This is a genomic window from Burkholderia sp. BCC0405, from assembly GCF_902833075.1.
Classification (GTDB): domain Bacteria; phylum Pseudomonadota; class Gammaproteobacteria; order Burkholderiales; family Burkholderiaceae; genus Burkholderia.
Genome location: NZ_CADFEO010000028.1, coordinates 64,798 through 82,383 on the forward strand (window position 1 = coordinate 64,798; position 17,586 = coordinate 82,383).

The 17,586-nt window shown below is 68.8% G+C and carries 14 protein-coding genes and 1 pseudogene; 7 read left to right on the forward strand and 8 right to left on the reverse strand.

The features are described 5' to 3' along the window. Positions 1 to 24 precede the first annotated feature (24 nt). The 5 genes and pseudogenes from HWX36_RS32990 to HWX36_RS33010 all read right to left on the reverse strand — a co-directional run bounded on the left by HWX36_RS32990 (position 25) and on the right by HWX36_RS33010 (position 5,649). Positions 25 to 1,185 (reverse strand): MFS transporter, encoded by a 1,161-nt coding sequence (locus HWX36_RS32990; protein WP_175957959.1) that lies wholly within the window; start codon positions 1,183 to 1,185, stop codon positions 25 to 27. Positions 1,186 to 1,278: 93 nt separating this feature from the next. Then, a complete protein-coding gene (locus HWX36_RS32995; protein WP_175957960.1) occupies positions 1,279 to 2,448 on the reverse strand; it encodes an MFS transporter in 1,170 nt (389 codons plus the stop codon). 237 nt (positions 2,449 to 2,685) lie between these two features. Continuing rightward, the gene (gene bluB, locus HWX36_RS33000) at positions 2,686 to 3,456 is read right to left on the reverse strand and encodes a 5,6-dimethylbenzimidazole synthase (protein WP_175957961.1); all 771 of its coding nucleotides are present in this window, start codon (positions 3,454 to 3,456) and stop codon (positions 2,686 to 2,688) included. Positions 3,457 to 3,637: 181 nt separating this feature from the next. Next, positions 3,638 to 4,635, reverse strand: a pseudogene (locus tag HWX36_RS33005) (2-hydroxyacid dehydrogenase). 30 nt (positions 4,636 to 4,665) lie between these two features. Further along, entirely contained in the window at positions 4,666 to 5,649 is a 984-nt protein-coding gene (locus tag HWX36_RS33010) for a LysR family transcriptional regulator (RefSeq protein ID WP_175957962.1), read from the reverse strand. Here HWX36_RS33010 and HWX36_RS33015 point away from each other — a divergent pair. Together HWX36_RS33015 and HWX36_RS33020 are read left to right on the forward strand one after the other, a co-directional pair. Beyond that, the gene (locus HWX36_RS33015; RefSeq protein ID WP_175957963.1) at positions 5,648 to 5,842 is read left to right on the forward strand and encodes a hypothetical protein; all 195 of its coding nucleotides are present in this window, start codon (positions 5,648 to 5,650) and stop codon (positions 5,840 to 5,842) included. The genes HWX36_RS33010 and HWX36_RS33015 overlap by 2 nt on opposite strands. Positions 5,843 to 6,407: 565 nt before the next feature. Further along, positions 6,408 to 7,619 (forward strand): alanine--glyoxylate aminotransferase family protein, encoded by a 1,212-nt coding sequence (locus tag HWX36_RS33020; RefSeq protein ID WP_175957964.1) that lies wholly within the window; start codon positions 6,408 to 6,410, stop codon positions 7,617 to 7,619. Between the two features lie 27 nt (positions 7,620 to 7,646). On the opposite strand, the gene HWX36_RS33025 is transcribed toward HWX36_RS33020, so the two are convergent. Beyond that, the gene (locus HWX36_RS33025; protein WP_175957965.1) at positions 7,647 to 8,582 is read right to left on the reverse strand and encodes an AraC family transcriptional regulator; all 936 of its coding nucleotides are present in this window, start codon (positions 8,580 to 8,582) and stop codon (positions 7,647 to 7,649) included. A gap of 138 nt (positions 8,583 to 8,720) precedes the next feature. On the opposite strand from HWX36_RS33025, the gene HWX36_RS33030 reads away from it, so the two are divergent. Further along, positions 8,721 to 9,611: an EamA family transporter gene (locus HWX36_RS33030; RefSeq protein WP_175957966.1), complete on the forward strand. Its 891-nt coding sequence runs from the start codon at positions 8,721 to 8,723 to the stop codon at positions 9,609 to 9,611. Between the two features lie 121 nt (positions 9,612 to 9,732). On the opposite strand, the gene HWX36_RS33035 is transcribed toward HWX36_RS33030, so the two are convergent. Then, entirely contained in the window at positions 9,733 to 10,947 is a 1,215-nt protein-coding gene (locus HWX36_RS33035) for an MFS transporter (protein WP_175957967.1), read from the reverse strand. A 337-nt stretch (positions 10,948 to 11,284) separates the two neighbouring features. Between HWX36_RS33035 and xdhA the strand changes: the two genes are divergently transcribed. The 4 genes from xdhA (at position 11,285) to HWX36_RS33055 (ending at position 16,548) form a co-directional block, all read left to right on the forward strand. Continuing rightward, positions 11,285 to 12,850 (forward strand): xanthine dehydrogenase small subunit, encoded by a 1,566-nt coding sequence (xdhA, locus tag HWX36_RS33040; RefSeq protein WP_175957968.1) that lies wholly within the window; start codon positions 11,285 to 11,287, stop codon positions 12,848 to 12,850. Between the two features lie 18 nt (positions 12,851 to 12,868). Continuing rightward, positions 12,869 to 15,232 carry a xanthine dehydrogenase molybdopterin binding subunit gene (gene xdhB / locus HWX36_RS33045; protein ID WP_175957969.1) on the forward strand — a complete coding sequence of 788 codons (2,364 nt, stop codon included), beginning with the start codon at positions 12,869 to 12,871 and terminating at the stop codon, positions 15,230 to 15,232. 132 nt (positions 15,233 to 15,364) lie between these two features. After that, on the forward strand, positions 15,365 to 15,982 hold the full coding sequence (gene xdhC / locus HWX36_RS33050; protein WP_175957970.1) for a xanthine dehydrogenase accessory protein XdhC: 618 nt from the start codon (positions 15,365 to 15,367) through the stop codon (positions 15,980 to 15,982). Between the two features lie 164 nt (positions 15,983 to 16,146). After that, the gene (locus HWX36_RS33055; protein WP_175957971.1) at positions 16,147 to 16,548 is read left to right on the forward strand and encodes a nuclear transport factor 2 family protein; all 402 of its coding nucleotides are present in this window, start codon (positions 16,147 to 16,149) and stop codon (positions 16,546 to 16,548) included. Positions 16,549 to 16,576: 28 nt separating this feature from the next. Here HWX36_RS33055 and HWX36_RS33060 read toward each other — a convergent pair whose 3' ends face one another. Then, a complete protein-coding gene (locus HWX36_RS33060; RefSeq protein ID WP_175957972.1) occupies positions 16,577 to 17,524 on the reverse strand; it encodes a LysR family transcriptional regulator in 948 nt (315 codons plus the stop codon). Positions 17,525 to 17,586: the final 62 nt, after the last annotated feature.

A 17,586-nucleotide genomic window follows, 5' to 3' on the forward strand; every position in this document is an offset into this window, starting at 1 on the left:
CCATGGTGGGCTCGCGCGCCGGCATCAGACGGCGCGCTGCAGCGCAGTGCGTCGCTCCCACAGCGCGGCGGCGACGAATGCCGCGACGCAGACGACCAGCACGCCGACCAGCGCGTTGCTGCCCAGTTGCTCCATCAACGCGCCCGCGACCAGCGGGCCGCCGAAGCTCGCGGCGCTCCACGACGCCGACACGAGCGAACTCGCGGTGACGAGCGCCGCGCCGCGGAAGCGTTCGCCGCACGCGACGAGCGACAGCGTGTAGATGCTGCCGGCCGCCGCGCCGAGCACGAACAGCAGCGGCCAGCACAGCCACGGATTGGCGATCACGAGCGGCAGCAGCGGCAGGCCGGCGAGCACGATCCAGCCCGCGCCGAGGTGCACGCGTTCGCGGCCGAGCTTGTCCGCGAGCCAGCCGATCGGAAACTGCATCGCGGTATCGCCGAACAGCATGATCGACGCGAGCAGCACGGCGGTAGCGCTCGCGACGCCGTGATCCATCGCGTAGAGCGGCAGCAGCGACAGCGCGAGCGTGTCGAACAGTGCGAAGAAGCCGGTGCCGATGATCAGCGCGGGCATGCGCGGCAGTACGTCGAGCCAGCGGCCGTGCGCTTCGTGATGCGCGTCGTCGCCGGCGAGCGGCGCGCGCCGGATCGTCGCGAGCGTCGGCAGCGCGAGCAGGAACAGCGCGCCGCACAGCGCGAAGCGGATGCTCGTCGCACCGGCGATCTGGCTGACGAGCACCGGGCCCGCCATCTGGAACAGCGTGAAATTGGTCGCGTAGATCGCGACGACGCGGCCGCGCGTCGAATCGTCGGCGAGCTGGTTGACCCACGCTTCGCCGATCGTGAACAGCAACATGAGCGCGGCGCCGCACAGCACGCGCAGCGCGCCCCACAGGATCAGGTTCGACGTGAACTGCATCAGCGCGGTGGCTGCGGCAAGCAGTACGACCGACACGACGATCGCGCGGCGCGAGCCGATGTGTCGCGCGAGCGCGGTGACGAACGGGACGATCGCGAGACCGCCGAGGGCCTGCGCGGCCGTCAGCATGCCGACGACGTTGGTGCCGTGTCCGGCCTCGGTCAGCGCGAGCGCGGTGAGCGGCAGTGTGGCGCCGGTGCCGAGACCGACGACCGCGACGCTCAGGATCAGCGCAAGGAAATCACGATTGAGAATGGCTTTCATCGGCGGGGATGCTACACCGCGGACCTTGAAAGGTCCATGAAGGCCATCAGGTCCGCGTGGCGTTGTGCGCGCAACGATTCCGGCAGGGTTGCGTTACACGTACTCGGTCGGCACGGCCACCGGCCGGCGCTCGAGCGACGCCGACCACAGCGTGAGCGCGAGCGCCGCGACGGCCATCGCGACGCCGACCCACGGCAGGTTCACGAGCGACACGCCGGAGCCGATCGCCATCCCGCCGAGCCATGCGCCGGTCGCGTTGCCGAGGTTGAACGCGCCCTGGTTCAGCGTCGACGCGAGGTTCGGCGCGTCGCTGGCGCGGTCGACGATCAGGATCTGCAGCGGCGGCACGATCGCGAACGCGAGGATGCCCCACACGAAGATCGTCGCGAGCGCGGCGAACGGCACGTGCATCGTGCCTGCGAACAGCGCGAGGACGATGCCGATCAGCGCGAGCGTCGCGATCAGCGACGGCATCCGGCGCCAGTCGGCGAGCTTGCCGCCGAGCGTGCCGCCAACCGTCAGCCCGAGGCCGAACAGCAGCAGCACGTAAGTGACCTGGCGCGGCGAGAAGCCCGTGACGTCTTCGAGGATCGGCGTGATGTACGTGAACACGCTGAACAGGCTGGCCGATGCGAGCACGCTGATGCCGAGCACCATCAGCACCTGCGGATGTTTCAGCACGCCGAATTCGCGCGTGATGCTGGTGTCGGGCATCGCGAGGTTCTTCGGCAGGCAGACGGCGAGCGCGGCGGCCGCGGCGATACCGATGCCGGTGACGGCCCAGAACGTGGCGCGCCAGCCGTACGCCTGGCCGAGCGCGGTGCCGAGCGGCACGCCGAGCACGTTCGCGAGGGTGAGGCCGGTGAACATCAGCGCGATCGCCTGCGCGCGACGGTTCGGTGCGACCAGGTTGCTCGCGACCACCGAGCCGATCCCGAAGAACGCGCCGTGGCAGAACGCGGTGACGACGCGCGCGGCCATCAGCACCGCATAGCCCGGCGCGATCGCGCAGAACAGGTTGCCCGCGATGAACAGGCCGATCAGGCCCATCAGCGCGCGCTTGCGCGGCATCTTCGCGGTGACGATCGCGAGGATCGGCGCGCCGATCGTCACGCCGAGCGCATAGCCCGACACGAGCATGCCGGCGGCCGGGATCGACACGCCGAGGTCGCGGGCGACATTGGGCAGCAGGCCCATGATCACGAACTCGGTGGTACCGATTCCAAACGCGGCGACGGCGAGGGCGAAAAGAGGTAGGGGCATCGCGGTAGGCTCGGGAAAAGCCGCCGCTCGGGCGGGCGCAGGATGCGCGGGACGGGCGGACGGTAAGGCGAACGACAGCCGCGATTCTACTTCAGTGAAAACCCCTATGCTTGGGGCCAAAACGGGTGTTGCCGGCGTGCGACGGGGCCGTGTGCGTGAAGCTCACAGTGTGGGATTCGGCGGGGATTGCGGCGCTGAATGTGTGGGGGCGCAACGGTGGCGGCGGCGAGGTGCGCGTCACGCGATGCGTTCGGGCGAACCGTCGACGCTTGTGGCCGATGCGCTTGCCGGGTTGGCGCCGGTTGCCATTGCCGCGTTCGCGTCCGCCACGTCCGCGCGCGCCGACGGCGAGCCTGCAGCATCGATCGCGGCCGGATCGTCCCAGCCGTTTTCGAACAGGCACGCGTCGATCGGTATCCGCGCCGCCCAACGCTCCTGCTCGAGCATCGGCTTCGCGTAGAACGCGTCGACGTGCCCGACGCACAGCACGGCGATCGGCTTCGCGCCGTCGGGCATCCGCAGCAGCGCGCGCAGCGCGTCGACGTCGAACAGCGATACCCAGCCCATCCCGAGCCCTTCGGCGCGGGCCGCGAGCCACATGTTCTGGATCGCGCACGCGGCGGACGCGAGATCCATCTCCGGCAGCGTGCGACGGCCGAACACGTGGCGCTCGCGGCCGTCGGCGAGCGCGACGACCAGCAGCTCGCCGCATTCGCGCACGCCTTCGACCTTCAGCCGCATGAATTCGTCCTGGCGCTCGCCGAGCGCGTCGGCGGTCGCGCGGCGCTCGGCCTCGACCAGCGCATGGATCGCGGTGCGCAGCGCCGGATCGGTGATGCGGATGAAGCGCCACGGCTGCATGAAGCCGACGCTCGGCGCGTGATGCGCCGCGCGCAGCAGGCGTGCGAGCACGGCAGGATCGACGGGCGCCGGCGTGAAGTGGCGCATGTCGCGCCGTTCGAAAATGGCGCGGTACACGGCGGCGATGTCGGAGTCGTCGAAACGCATGGGCGGCACAAGCAGGGGATGACGTCGGCGCAACGATATCAGACGGCGCGCGGGCCGCGTTACATCATTCGAAACAAAATGCGGAATTGTTGACGGAAAAGATCGCGTTTTCAGCGCTGATCAAAAGCAAACGATTGCGGTCGCGCCGGCAACCATGAAATGAGCCGGTTTCGTCGATTTCTCAGCGATTCGCCGTCACGACGTTCTGCGGCGTGCCGGCATGCCACGCCTCGATGTTCAGCAGGGTGGTGTGCGCGATCTCGGCGAGCGCCTCGCGCGTGAAGAACGCCTGGTGCGACGTGACGATCACGTTCGGGAACGTCAGCAGGCGGGCGAGCACGTCGTCCTGCAGCGGCAGGTCGGAGTGATCCTCGAAGAAGAGCCCGCTTTCCTCTTCGTACACGTCGAGCCCGAGGTGGCCGAGCTGGCCGCTCTTGAGCGCGTCGACCAGCGCCTGCGCATCGACGAGGCCGCCGCGCCCGGTGTTGATCAGCATCGCGCCGTGCTTCATCCGCGCGAGCGTCCGTTCGTTGATCAGATGGTGCGTCGACGGCAGCAGCGGGCAGTGAGGCTGACGATGTCGGCGTGGTGCAGCAACGCGTCGAGCTCGACATAGCGCGCGCCGAACGCGATCAGCTCGTCGCTGTACGGCGGTACCGAGTGCGCGAGCACGTGCATCCCGAAGCCCATCATGATCTTCGCGAACACGCTGCCGATGATGCCGGTGCCGATCACGCCGACGGTCTTGCCGTGCAGGTCGAAGCCGAGCAGGCCGTTCAGCGAGAAGTCGCCTTCGCGGGTGCGCGCGACGGCGCGCGGCAGGCGGCGGTTGAGTGCGAGGATCAGCGCGACCGCGTGCTCGGCAACCGCGTGCGGTGAATAGGCGGGCACGCGCACGACCGTCATGCCGAGCCGCTCGGCGGCGGCCAGGTCGACATGGTTGAAGCCCGCCGAGCGCAGCGCGATCAGGCGCGTGCCGCCGTCCGCCAGCCGTTCGAGCACGGCCGCATCGACGGTGTCGTTGACGAACGGGCAGACGACGTCATAGCCATGCGCGAGGATCGCGGTTTCCGCGTCGAGGTGCGACGGCTGGAAGTGCAGCCGATAGCCGAACTGCCGGTTGGCGGCGGCAAACGAATCGTCGTCGTACTGCCGGCTGCTGAACAGGATCACGCGCACGCTGCACCTCCGAAGGCTGACGCGCGCAGTTTACTGCAGCCCCGTGACGATGTCGGAGCGGTCGGGCCCGCGCGGCGGCCGCAGGAAGCCGTAGTCGGTGCGTTCGCGGGGCGGCTGCGCGCTGAAGTGATCGAGCGCGTGCTCGACGAAGCTGCGCGTGCGGGCCGGCACGTACTGGCGATTCGGGTAGACGAGCGACAGCTGCGTGTCGGGATCGTCGATCCGGTAGCCGGCCATCAGCCGCACGAGCGTGCCGCTGGCGAGCGCGTTGGCGACGCACGGCTCGGGCAGCACCGCGATGCCCGCGCCGGCCACGGCGGCCGCATGGACGAGCGCGAGCTGGTTGACCGTGCAGGCCGGGCGCACCGTGACGGAATGCGCGACGCCGTCGTGGCCGACCAGTTGCCACGCCGGCGCATGCTGGTGCGGCGCGAGCGTGACCCAGTCGTGGCCCGGCAGGTCGTCGGGCAGGCGCGGCTCGCCGCGTCGCTCGAGATAGGCCGGCGCCGCGACCGCGACGAACGGGTTCGGCGCGAGCGCGTGGCCGATCAGCGTCGGGTTGCCGTCGAGCCGGTTGCCCGTGACGATGCCCACGTCGTAGCCCGAATCGAGCACGTCGAGCGGCGCCTCGGCGACGGTCAGCTGCACGCGCAACTCCGGGTAGCGGTGCCGGAAGCTGCTGACGAGCGGCGTCAGCGCAAGCGGCGACAGCAGGCCCGACGCGACGACGCGCAGCGTGCCGGCCGGTTCGCGCACGGCATGCGCGACGGACGACTCGAGGTGGTCGAACTCCTCGAGCAGCGCCCGGCACCCGTCGAGGTAGCGCACGCCGGCCTCGGTAAGCGACAGGTTCCGCGTGGTGCGGTGGATCAGCCGGGTGTTCAGGTGGCCCTCGAGCATCGCGATCGAACGCGTGACGAGTGCATTGGACACGCCGAGATGGTGCGCCGCGCGCCGGAAGCTCTGTTGCTCGGCGACGCAGACGAATACACGCATGGTCTGAATCTGGTTCATGGCTTGCGTATTTCTGGCCCGGTTGATTGATTATGGTTGTGGTTTTACGCCGCGCACCTTCGAAAGCGCATCGCGCGGCCCCAAGTTTTTCCGTCGTATCGAAAAATCGTTTTTCTCGATTCCACAGAGGATTGTTGAATACAGAAGCGATATCCGTCAACCTGTGAAAATGGGCGGGTTGCGAAAAATCTAAATCAGGGGTAACGCGCTAAACGTTGCGCTGTCTCGCATGCCTGCCGTTCAAAGACGGTGCAGTATTAGAATAAGTTTGGATGATGCGAGTATTTCCAATGGTAATCAATGGGTTGCGAACTATTCGAGCAGGCTTGTTCCGGTATTTAAGGGAAGCGTACCCCAATACATGCTGAAATAATGGATGTTTTTTTGGCGGTGCGGGAATTTTGCGTATCCGATTCCGCGCGGCGATTTTTAGGGCGGATCCGGTCTTTTTCGTTCGATACAGAAGTCACGCTGAAGCGGCGATGTCGGCGAATCGCGGTGTTATTGACGGAGAAAATCGTGTGCTTGACGCATGAATGGAACCGTTTCACAACCTGGGCGGCAATCCTTTCTCAATCCGGATGACTGGCGTGCGACCCGCGCACGGCTGGCTGGCCCGGTCCGGCGGCCGGGCCACCATCGCGCTGTCCGGCCGCGCGTGCCTCTTGCGCGAGGCGGCGGAACACGGAATGATCGTTCAGTTCGCCATGCAGCGCGGCGGGCGTCCGTGCACTTCCTTTCCTCACCTTTTACCAGCCATGTCCATCGATTACTCGCCGATTCCCTGTCCCGTCGTCGTGCCGCTCGACGCGATCCTGCCCGAAGAACCGCTGCTGATGATGGGGGCCGGCCCGGTTCCGATCCCGGCCGCCGTCGCGAAGGCGAACACGATCGTGATCAACCACCTCGGCGCGACGATGGCGAAGATCATCGAGCAGGTGAAGGAGATGGCGCGCTACGTGTTCCAGACCCGCACGAAGTGGGTGCTCGGCGTCGCGGGCCCCGGCTCGGCCGCGATGGAAATGGCCATCTCGAACCTCGCGTGGCGCGGTACGCGCGTGCTGTCGATCCGCAACGGCTTCTTCAGCGCGCGGATGGCCGAAATGGCCACGCGTGTCGGCGCCGACGTCGCGATGCTCGAAGTGGCCGACCGCGCGGTCGCGAGCCTCGACGAGATCGCGGACGCGATCGCGCGCGAGCGGCCCGAGATCGTCACGATCGTGCAGGGCGAGACGTCGAACACCGTATGGAACCGCGACCTGCGCGACATCGCGGCGCTCGCGAAGGCGGCCGGCGCGCTGGTCGTGGTCGACGCGGTGTGCACGCTGTCGACGATGCCGCTCGAGATGGACGCGTGGGGCATCGACGCGGTGATCACCGGCGGCCAGAAGGGGCTGTCGTCGATCCCGGGCGTGTCGCTGATCGCGTTTTCCGACGCCGCGTGGGATCGCATGAAGCGGCGCCCGGAGCCGAATGCGCACTGGTGCCTCGACATGGCGCTCGCCGAGAACTTCTGGCACAACGCGGGCTATCACTACACGGCGCCCGTGTCGGGCGTGCTCGCGCTGCACGAGGCGCTGCGGCTCGTCTGCGCGGAGACGCTCGAAAGCCGCTTCGCGCGCCACCTGCGCTGCTCGCTCGCGCTGCAGGCGGGCGTCGAGTCGATGGGGCTCAAGCTCTATGCGCCGAAGGACTGCCGGCTGAATTCGGTGGTCGGGATCGAGACGCCGGAAGGGCTCACGCCGGGGATGGTCTGCGGCCATATCTCGAAGCACTACCAGGTCGAGATTTCGGGCTCGTTCGGCTTGCCGATCGTACGGATCGGACAGATGGGCGAGCAGTGCCGCGAACACAACCTGTTCCGCACGCTGCATGCGTTCGGCCGCACGATGGTCGACCTGAAGGTGCCGGTCGACCTGCCGGCCGGCGTCGCGGCGCTCGAACAGGAACTGTCGCAGCGCGGCGCGTAAGCGGGAAGACGAGGAAAGGGGCCGCGCTCAGCGGCCCTGCATCGCGCGCCGGTACGTATTCGGCGTCGTGCCGTGTGCGTCGCGAAAGCGATGGCTGAAATGGCCGGCGTTCGCATAGCCGCAGTCGGCCGCGATCTGCGCGAGCGGCAGCGGCGTCGTGCGCAGCAGCTCGCGCGCCCGCGCCAGCCGTTGCTCGGCCACCCACGCGTGCGGCGCGCGGCCGAACGACAGCCGGAACATCCGCGAGAAGTGATACTCGGACAGCGCGGCGACGTCGGCGAGTTCGCCGAGCGTCAGCGGTTGCGTCAGGTACGTGTCGATGTAGTCGCGCACACGGCGGCGCACGGCCGGCGCGAGGCCGCCGCGGAACGTCGTGTCGGTGCGGGTCGTGCTCTGCCCGCGCAGCAGCAGGCTCAGCACCTCGTGCGCGGTCTCGTTCACGCGTAGCCGCTCGTCGGCATCGTCCCAGCCGTCCAGCGCGAGCGAGCGCAGCAGCGCGGCGACGCGCGCATCCTCGAAATAGGTGCGGTCGGCAAGCTTCAGCTCGCGCGGCTCGCGGTCGAGTTCGCGGATCGCGCGCTGCGTGAAGTGCTCGGGCAGGAAATACAGGTGGATGAAATGCATCTCGCCGCGCACCCACCAGCGCGATTCATGGTCGCCCGGCAGCGCGCACAGCAGGCTCGGCGCGCCGTAGCGCGGCACGCGCTGGCGTTCCGTGCGGTAGCCGCCGTCGAGGTAGCACGACAGCGTGTGGTGGCCCGGCTGTTCGTAGACCGTCTCGCTTTCGTCGGTGATCCGCGTCCATTCGGCGATCGCCAGATGGTCGCCGAGCCATGCGAAGCGCTCGAGCGTCGCGTTCGCGTCGGCGAGCGTGCGGCAGACCGACTGCAGGCCGAACGGCAGATCGCCGCCGGCCAGGGCGGCGGGGTGGTCGACGGGGGGCGCGGAAAGGGAGCGGCTCATGATGGGCCGAGTATAAGGCGGGCGCACGGCGCCGCGCGCGGCGGCCCGAAAAAGACCGCAATTCCGGACAATCGGCGCGCGCCGGGCGGCGGCATAGTCGGGATCCCGTTTCACCCGTTCTTTCGGATCGTTGCCGCCATGAACCTGTCGCTTTATTTCGTCACCGTGCTGATCTGGGGCACCACCTGGATCGCGATCAAGTGGCAGCTCGGCTCCGTGCCGCCGCCCGTGTCGATCGCATGGCGCTTCTGGCTCGCGGCCGCCGTGCTGTTCGCGCTGCTGCGCGCGATGCGCCGGCCGGTGCGCCCGCCGCGCGAAGCGTGGCGCTTTCTCCTGGCGCAGGGCTTCGCGCTGTTCTGCCTGAACTTCCTGTGCTTCTACTATTCGGAGCAGGTCGTGCCGAGCGGCCTCGTCGCGGTGATCTTCTCGACCGCGCCGCTGTTGAACTCGATCAACGGCCGGCTGTTCATGGGCCGTCCGCTGCGGCCGTCGGCGATCGCCGGTGCGCTGCTGGGGCTGGCCGGCATCGCGTGCCTGTTCTGGCAGCAGATGGCGGGCCACCTCGACGACCACGCGACTTGGACCGGGCTCGCGATCGCGTTCGCGGGCACGATGTGCTTCTCGGCCGGCAACCTGCTGTCGAGCCGGATGCAGTCGATGGGGCTGCACCCGCTCGTGACCAACGGCTGGGCGATGCTGATCGGCGCGACGATCCTGACCGTCGGCAGCGCCGTGGCCGGATTGCCGTTTACGCTCGACACGAGCCCGCGCTATCTCGGCGCGCTCGTCTACCTGGCCGTGCCGGGCTCGGTGATCGGCTTTACCGCGTATCTGACCCTCGTCGGCCGGATCGGGCCGGAGCGCGCCGCGTACTGCACGGTGCTGTTCCCGATCGTCGCGCTGGCCGTGTCGACGGTGTTCGAGGGCTACCAGTGGTCGCCGCTCGCGGTGGTCGGGCTGCTGCTGGTGGTCGCCGGCAACCTGGTTGCGTTCGACCTGACGCGGCGGTTGTTTCTGCGGGCCGCGTGACCGGCTGGCCCGCCGCACCCGAATACAAAAACGCCCGCGCGATGCGGGCGTTTTCTCGTTTTCCTTTGGGTGGCCGGCGGCGTGATGCCTGCGACCGGCTTGCTCGCAACGCGCCGCGCGCTCAGGCCGTCGCGCCGCTCCCTGTCACCCGCGCCTGCCGCTGGTACAGCACTATCGACAGCGCGACGCCCGCGGCAGCCGCCACCGCCGCGAACAGGAACACCTGCGGATAGCCGAACGCACCCGCGACATAGCCGGCGAGCGGGCCCGTGATGCCGAGCGACAGGTCGAGGAACACCGAGTACGCGGACAGCGCCGCGCCGCGGCTCGCGGGTGGCACGAGCGCGACGGCCTCGACGCCGAGCGCCGGGAAGATCAGCGCGAAGCCGAAGCCCGTCAGCGCGGCGCCGACGAGCGCGACGTGGGGCACGGGCGCGAGCCACAGCAGCACGAGGCCCGAGCATTCGAACGCGAACGACACGATCGCGACGCGGAAGCCGCCGTAGGTCTTGATCGTGTTCGCGAACAGCAGGCGTGCACCGATGAACAGCGTGCCGAACACGGTCAGCGACAGCGCGGCGTTCGGCCAGTGGCGCGCCGCGTAGTACAGCGTGACGAAGGTCGCGATCGAGCCGAAGCCGGCCGAGCCGAGCGCGAGGCCGAGGCCGTGCGGCAGCACGCGCGTGAACACGCTCGCATACGACATCCGTTCGCCGTGCACGAGCGGCACGGCAGCGATCAGGCGCGCGAGGTAGAAGCCGGTCGCGGCGAGCGCGATCACGATCACGCCGATCAGCGCGGGATTCAGCGTATGCGCGATCGCGACGCCGACCGGTGCGCCGATCGCGAGCGCGCCGTAGGTCGCGATGCCGTTCCACGAGATCACCTTCGCGTTGTGCGTGACGCCGACCCGGCCGATGCCCCACAGGATCGCGCCGGTGCCGCACAGGCTTTCGCCGACGCCGAGCACGAGCCGGCTCGCGACCAGCAGCACGAGGCTCGCGACCGGCCAGTGCGCGAGCAGCAGCGCGACGAGCAGCAGCACGCCCGACACACCGCAACCGACCAGCCCGCGCAGCACCGTCTGCTTCGGCCCGAGCGTATCGGCCAGGCGCCCGGCGAGCGGACGCGACGCGAGCGTCGCGAAATACTGGACGCTGATCGCGCCGCCCGCGACGATCGCGGAAAAACCGAGGTCGTCGTGGACGAAGCCCGGCAGCACCGCGAGCGGTAGGCCGATGGTCAGGTAGCAGATGAACGTGAAGCAGACGACGGACACGATTTGCAGCGTGACCGCGAACCCGCTGCGCGGCGGTGTGGCGGAATCGGTGGACATGGGGACGGAACGGATGAACGAAACGAACGGAAGACGGCGAAAAAGGGAATCGGGATTTTCCCATGGAACCGGTTTTCACGCAGGTACCGTTTAGTTAATCGCGCCCTGTTTTCGACGCCGGGGGACGGTTGCGGGGGCGCCGGAAACGGGCCGGGAGCCCCGTGCGGAAAGGCCGCCGGGCGGCCCCGGCACTCATATCGCGGCAGTTATATGGGCCCCATGCGTGATGGGCTATGGGTTGAGGAATTTGATGGTGATAGCGTGCAAACTGTCAGAAAAACGTCGGTCAAGCGCACTGCGCACGCCGCCTTGCCCCCATTTGAAGAAACATCGAGACATGAGTGAGCCGATCCGCTTCTACCATCGTCACGCGATCCGCGAAGTCAGCGGCGCGGACGTTACCCGCACCGTGCTGCAATACCTGCGCGAGGACGCGCATTGCACCGGCACCAAGGAAGGCTGCGCGGAAGGCGACTGCGGCGCGTGCACGGTCGTCGTCGGCGAGCTGACCGACGCCGGCGCGGTCGAGTTCAAGGCCGTCAACGCATGCATCCAGTTCCTGCCGACGCTGGACGGCAAGGCGCTGCTGACGGTCGAGGACCTGCGTCAGCCGGACGGCGCGCTGCATCCGGTGCAGCAGGCGATGGTCGACTGCCATGGTTCGCAATGCGGGTTCTGCACGCCCGGTTTCGTGATGTCGATGTGGGCGCTGTACGAGAAGCACGGCCACGAAGGCTGCGGCAGCGCCGGCACGTGCGCGAAGGCGAAGGACGTGCCGACGCGTACCGAGATCGCCGATGCGCTGACCGGCAACCTGTGCCGCTGCACCGGCTATCGCCCGATCGTCGATGCGGCCGTGCAGATGTTCGACGCGGCCGGCGAAGGTGCCCCGCCGCCGTCGGCGCCGGTCGACACGGCCGCGCTGGCCCGCACGCTCGCGTCGCTCAAGCGCGACGAGACGTTCGACTACACGACGCCCAACGGCGCGCGCTTCGCGGCGCCGCGCACGCTCGACGCGCTGGCCGCGCTGAAGGCCGAGCGGCCCGACGCGCGCATTCTCGCGGGCAGCACCGACATCGGCCTGTGGGTCACGAAGCAGATGCGCCGGCTCGACGACCTGATCTACGTCGGCCAGATCGCCGAACTGCAGCGCATCGTGGAGCGCGGCGACTGGATCGAGATCGGCGCGGGCGTGACGGTCGAGAACGCGTATGCGGCGCTGGCCGGCACGTATCCGGAACTGACCGAGATGTGGAAGCGCTTCGCGTCGCTGCCGATCCGCAACGCGGGCACGCTCGGCGGCAACGTCGCGAACGGCTCGCCGATCGGCGATTCGATGCCGGGCCTGATCGCGCTCGGCGCGCGCGTGGTGTTGCGCGGCGGCGACACGGTGCGCGAGCTGCCGCTCGAGGCGCTGTACACGGGCTACCAGCAGAAGGACATGGCGCCGCACGAATTCGTCGTCGGCTTGAAGGTGCCGACCCGCACCGGCGCGCGCGAGAAGCTGCAGTTCCGCACGTACAAGCTGTCGAAGCGGTTCGACTCCGACATCTCGGCCGTGTGCGCGGCGTTCGCTTTCATTGCGGACGGCGACACGATCCGCGAGCCGCGCGTCGCGTTCGGCGGGATGGCCGCGACGCCGAAGCGTGCGACGCACACGGAAGCCGTGCTCGACGGCGCGCAGTGGCATGAAGCCACCGCGCAGGCCGCGATGCAGGCGCTCGAGCGCGACTACCAGCCGCTGTCCGACATGCGCGCGACGAGCGCGTACCGCCTCGATACCGCGAAGAACCTGATGGTTCGATTCTGGCTGGAGACGCGCGCGCACGACCCGTTGCCGCCGCAAGCCCTGAATGTGCGTGAAGTGGCCGCCGAACCCGGCACCGACGCGGCGCGCGTCTGAAGACGGAGAACACCGAACATGAACCAGCAAGCAGAACCGTTCCTGAGCACCCTCGACCCGCAAGCCGACGCCGCGCAGGTCCACGTATCGCGTGCGCACGAATCCGCGCATCTGCACGTGAGCGGGCGTGCCACCTACACGGACGACATCCCGATCGTCGCGGGCACGCTGCACGCGGCGCTCGGCCTGTCGGCGAAGCCGCACGCGAAGATCGTGTCGATGAACTTCGACGCGGTGCGCGCGACGCCGGGCGTGGTCGCCGTGTTCACGGCCGACGACATCCCGGGCGTCAACGATTGCGGCCCGATCGTCCACGACGACCCGGTGCTCGCCAAGGGCATCGTGCAGTTCGTCGGCCAGCCGATGTTCATCGTCGTCGCGACGTCGCATGAAACCGCGCGGCTCGCCGCGCGCCGCGCACAGGTCGACTACGAGGAGCTGCCGGCGATCCTCACCGCGCAGGAAGCGCGTGCGGCCGAAACCTACGTGATCCCGCCGCTGAAGCTCGCTCGCGGAGACGCGGCCGCGCGGCTCGCCGTCGCTGCGCACCGCGAGTCGGGCGGAATGCTGCTCGGCGGCCAGGAGCAGTTCTACCTCGAAGGGCAGATCGCGTACGCGGTGCCGAAGGACGACGACGGGATGCACGTGTACTGCTCGACGCAGCACCCGAGCGAGATGCAGCACCTCGTCGCGCACGTGCTCGGCGTCGCGTCGCACAACGTGCTCGTCGAATGCCGCCGGATGGGCGGCGGGTTCGGCGGCAAGGAATCGCAGTCGGGCCTGTTCGCGTGCTGCGCGGCGCTCGCGGCGTGGAAGCTGCTGTGCCCGGTGAAGCTGCGTCCGGACCGTGACGACGACATGATGATCACCGGCAAGCGGCACGACTTCCATTACCGCTTCGACGTCGGCTACGACGACGACGGCCGCATCGACGGCGTGGCGCTCGAGATGACGTCGCGCTGCGGTTTCTCGGCCGACCTGTCGGGCCCGGTGATGACGCGCGCGGTATGCCACTTCGACAACGCGTATTGGCTGGGCGACGTCGATATCGCCGGTTATTGCGGCAAGACCAACACGCAGTCGAACACCGCGTTCCGCGGCTTCGGCGGCCCGCAGGGCGCGTTCGCGATCGAGTACATCCTCGACGACATCGCGCGTTCGCTCGATCGCGATCCGCTCGACGTCCGTTATGCGAACCTGTACGGCAAGACCGAACGCAACGTCACGCCATACGGGCAGACGGTCGAGGACAACGTGCTGCCCGAGCTGCTCGGCGAACTCGAAGCGACGAGCGATTACCGCGCGCGGCGTGCGGGCGTGCGCGCATTCAACGCACGCAACACGGTGCTGAAGAAGGGCATCGCGATCACGCCGGTGAAGTTCGGCATTGCGTTCAACGTCACGCACTTCAACCAGGCCGGCGCGCTGGTGCATATCTACACCGACGGCTCGGTGCTCGTGAACCACGGCGGCACGGAGATGGGGCAGGGGCTCAACACGAAGGTCGCGCAGGTCGTCGCGCACGAGCTCGGCATCCGCTTCGGCCGGATCCGCGTGACGGCGACCGACACCAGCAAGGTCGCGAACACGTCCGCGACCGCCGCATCGACGGGCTCGGACCTGAACGGCAAGGCCGCGCAGGACGCGGCGCGGCAGTTGCGCGAGCGGCTCGCGGTGTTCGCGGCGAAGCAGTTCGGCGACGGCACGGTCGATGCGGCCGACGTGAAGTTCGGCAACGACTTCGTGTGGGTCGGTGGCAACGGTATTCCGTTCGGCGAAGTGATCGCGAAGGCGTACCTCGCGCGCGTGCAGCTGTGGTCCGACGGCTTCTACGCGACGCCGAAGCTGTACTGGGACCAGTCGAAGCTGCAAGGCCGGCCGTTCTACTATTACTCGTACGGCGCGGCCGTGTCGGAAGTCGTGATCGATACGCTCACGGGCGAGATGCGCACGCTGCGCGTCGATGCGCTGCACGACGTGGGCGCGTCGCTGAACCCGGCGCTCGACATCGGCCAGGTCGAAGGCGCGTTCATCCAGGGGATGGGCTGGCTCACGACCGAGGAGCTGTGGTGGAACAAGGGCGGCAAGCTGATGACGCATGCGCCGTCCACGTACAAGATCCCGACGGTGAACGACACGCCGCCCGAATTCAACGTGCAACTGTTCAAGAACCGCAACGTCGAGGACAGCATCCACCGCTCGAAGGCGGTCGGCGAGCCGCCGCTGCTGCTGCCGTTCTCAGTGTTCTTCGCGGTGCGCGACGCGATCGCGGCGGTCGGCGACTACCAGGTGAACCCGCCGCTCGACGCGCCGGCCACCGGCGAGTCGATCCTGCGCGCGATCGGCGCGGTGCGAGCGGCGCGCGCCGCGCAGGCTGTCTGAGATGAAACGGCTCCCACGTTCGCTTCGTTCGCTGTCGACCGGAATTGGCGCTTCAGCGCGTACTCCGGTCCCGTGCACGGCTCCCGCCGCGGGGGCGGTCGGCCGCCTTCGGGCGGCCCGGCGGAGGCTGACATGAACGGCCCCGCACGCACGCTCCGCACCGCGTCGCCCCCGGCGTTCGCGCAGGGCACCGGCCAGCGCAACCGCGCGACCGGCACGCCGGCGCCGATGCACATCGTGCTGTTCGGCGCCGGGCACGTCGGTCACGCGCTGGTCACGCTGCTCGGCGCGCTGCCGTGCGTCGTGCAGTGGGTCGACACGCGCGACGAGCTGTTCCCGGACGAGTGTCCGCCGAACGTGCAGCCGGAGCCGACCGACACGCCGGAGGCCGTCGTCGACGCCGCGCCGCCCGGCGCGTACTTCCTCGTGATGACGCACAACCACGCGCTCGACTTCTCGCTCGCCGCGCAGATCATGCGGCGGCGCGACTACGCGTACTTCGGGATGATCGGCTCGCGCACCAAGCGCGTGAAGTTCGAGCGCCGGCTCGCCGCGCGCGGCGTCGATCCGGCGCGGCTCGTGGAGATGGTGTGCCCGATCGGCGTCGCGGGCATCGTCGACAAGGCGCCGGGCGCGATCGCGGTGGCCGTGTGCGCGGAGTTGCTGCAGGCGCGCTCGGGCATGCGGGTGGCCGATGCGAAGGCCGCCGCATCGGGGCGTGCGCGCGACGACGTGTCCTGCGCGCGGTAACGCGGAGTGGGCAGGGCACGTTCCCACGTTTGGAGAAAATCATGCGTGGGGCCGGCGCAAGCCCGTGATTAGCTGGATCCGCCCCTGGGGGCACGGCCGCGCGTTTTTGCATACACTGCACGACGACGCGCGGCACCGGGCCGCGCCTTACCGTGCACACCGCCATGTCCGATCACCAGGTTTATCTCGACGCGCTGGATGCCAGCCTCGTCGCCATCGAGCGCTGGCTGTCCGGCGTCGATACCGCGCCCGAGGCGCTTGATGCGCTGCTCGCCGCGTTTTCCGCTGAATTCACGATGATCCTGACCGACGGCCGCGTAGTCGATCGTGACGGTACGCGCGCGCTGTTCGCGAAGCTCGCCGGCGCGAAGCCGGGACTGCGCATCTCGTTGTCGGACACCCGTGTGCTCGCGGCCGGCGCGTCGCATGCGACGCTCACCTATCTCGAAGCGCAGCACGCGGCTTCGGGCGAGCTGCCCGCGCGCCGTGCAACGGCCGTGTTCGAGCGCGACGCGGCGGACATCGTGCGCTGGACCCATCTGCAGGAAACCTTCTGCACGGCCTGAGCGGCCGCGCCCCGTTGTGTGCCGCGGCTCAGTGCTTGCGGCTGCGGGGAACCGTCAACTCGTCGGACACGCTCTGCATCAGCGCGCACAGCCACGCGATGTCGGTCGGGCGGTCGGGCTGCGGATGCGTGAGCAGGTAGCTCTTGATGCGCGGGAACGGCACGGGCGGCGCGACGACCACGAGCGGCAGCAACTGCGCATAGTGCGTCGCGAAGCGGCGCGTCGTCGTGAAGATCAGGTCCGACTGCAGCAGCACCTGCGGCACGATCCCGAAGTACGGCAGCGTCGTCACGATGCGCCGTGTGAGGTGCGCGCGCGCCAGGCCGATCTCGATCGCATTGCGCTTGTCGCCGGTGTACGGCGTCGGCGCGACGTGCGCGGCCGACGCGTACGCTTCGCGCGTGAGCGGCACGCGTGCGAGCGGGTGCGCATCGCGCATCAGGCATACGATCGTGTCGGAGAACAGGTCCTGGCGCGCGAACTGCGGATCGGGCTTCGGCCAGTTGCCGATCACGAGATCGAGCGCGCCCGATTCGAGCGCGCCCGCGTGATCGAGTGCGGGATTCAGCGAATCGATTTCCAGATGGGCATGCGGCGCCGCGTCGCGAAAGCGCTCGATCAGCGTCGGCATGAAGAAATCGTTCAGGTAGTCGGGGGCGGCGACGCGGAACGTGCGCCGTGCGGACGACGGATCGAAGTCGCCGTGCGGCGTCGCGATGAAGTCGACCTCGCGCAGCGCGCGCTGCGCGGCCTCGAGCAGCGACGCGCCGTATTCGGTCGGCACCATCCCGGATTTGCCGCGCACGAGGATCGGGTCGTTCAGCGTCTCGCGCAGCTTGCGCAGCGCGGTGCTGATCGCGGGCTGGGTCTGGTTCAGCCGCAGCGCGGCCTGCGTGACGCTGCGCTCGAGCAGCAGCGTGCGCAACACGCGCACGAGCCAGATATCGAGCGAGGCGGTACGGTCGTCTTCTTCCATCGTCGGGGGGATTCGGGTGAAGCGTAACCTTACCGCAGCCGCGCGCTGGCGTGCGTGATACC

Coding starts and splice junctions, on each gene's coding strand:
- HWX36_RS32990 (WP_175957959.1), bottom strand. CDS start 1,185: ATGAAAGCCATTCTCAATCGTGATTTCCTTGCGCTGATCCTGAGCGTC.
- HWX36_RS32995 (WP_175957960.1), bottom strand. CDS start 2,448: ATGCCCCTACCTCTTTTCGCCCTCGCCGTCGCCGCGTTTGGAATCGGT.
- bluB (WP_175957961.1), bottom strand. CDS start 3,456: ATGCGTTTCGACGACTCCGACATCGCCGCCGTGTACCGCGCCATTTTC.
- HWX36_RS33015 (WP_175957963.1), top strand. CDS start 5,648: ATGGCTTGCGTATTTCTGGCCCGGTTGATTGATTATGGTTGTGGTTTT.
- HWX36_RS33010 (WP_175957962.1), bottom strand. CDS start 5,649: ATGAACCAGATTCAGACCATGCGTGTATTCGTCTGCGTCGCCGAGCAA.
- HWX36_RS33020 (WP_175957964.1), top strand. CDS start 6,408: ATGTCCATCGATTACTCGCCGATTCCCTGTCCCGTCGTCGTGCCGCTC.
- HWX36_RS33025 (WP_175957965.1), bottom strand. CDS start 8,582: ATGAGCCGCTCCCTTTCCGCGCCCCCCGTCGACCACCCCGCCGCCCTG.
- HWX36_RS33030 (WP_175957966.1), top strand. CDS start 8,721: ATGAACCTGTCGCTTTATTTCGTCACCGTGCTGATCTGGGGCACCACC.
- HWX36_RS33035 (WP_175957967.1), bottom strand. CDS start 10,947: ATGTCCACCGATTCCGCCACACCGCCGCGCAGCGGGTTCGCGGTCACG.
- xdhA (WP_175957968.1), top strand. CDS start 11,285: ATGAGTGAGCCGATCCGCTTCTACCATCGTCACGCGATCCGCGAAGTC.
- xdhB (WP_175957969.1), top strand. CDS start 12,869: ATGAACCAGCAAGCAGAACCGTTCCTGAGCACCCTCGACCCGCAAGCC.
- xdhC (WP_175957970.1), top strand. CDS start 15,365: ATGAACGGCCCCGCACGCACGCTCCGCACCGCGTCGCCCCCGGCGTTC.
- HWX36_RS33055 (WP_175957971.1), top strand. CDS start 16,147: ATGTCCGATCACCAGGTTTATCTCGACGCGCTGGATGCCAGCCTCGTC.
- HWX36_RS33060 (WP_175957972.1), bottom strand. CDS start 17,524: ATGGAAGAAGACGACCGTACCGCCTCGCTCGATATCTGGCTCGTGCGC.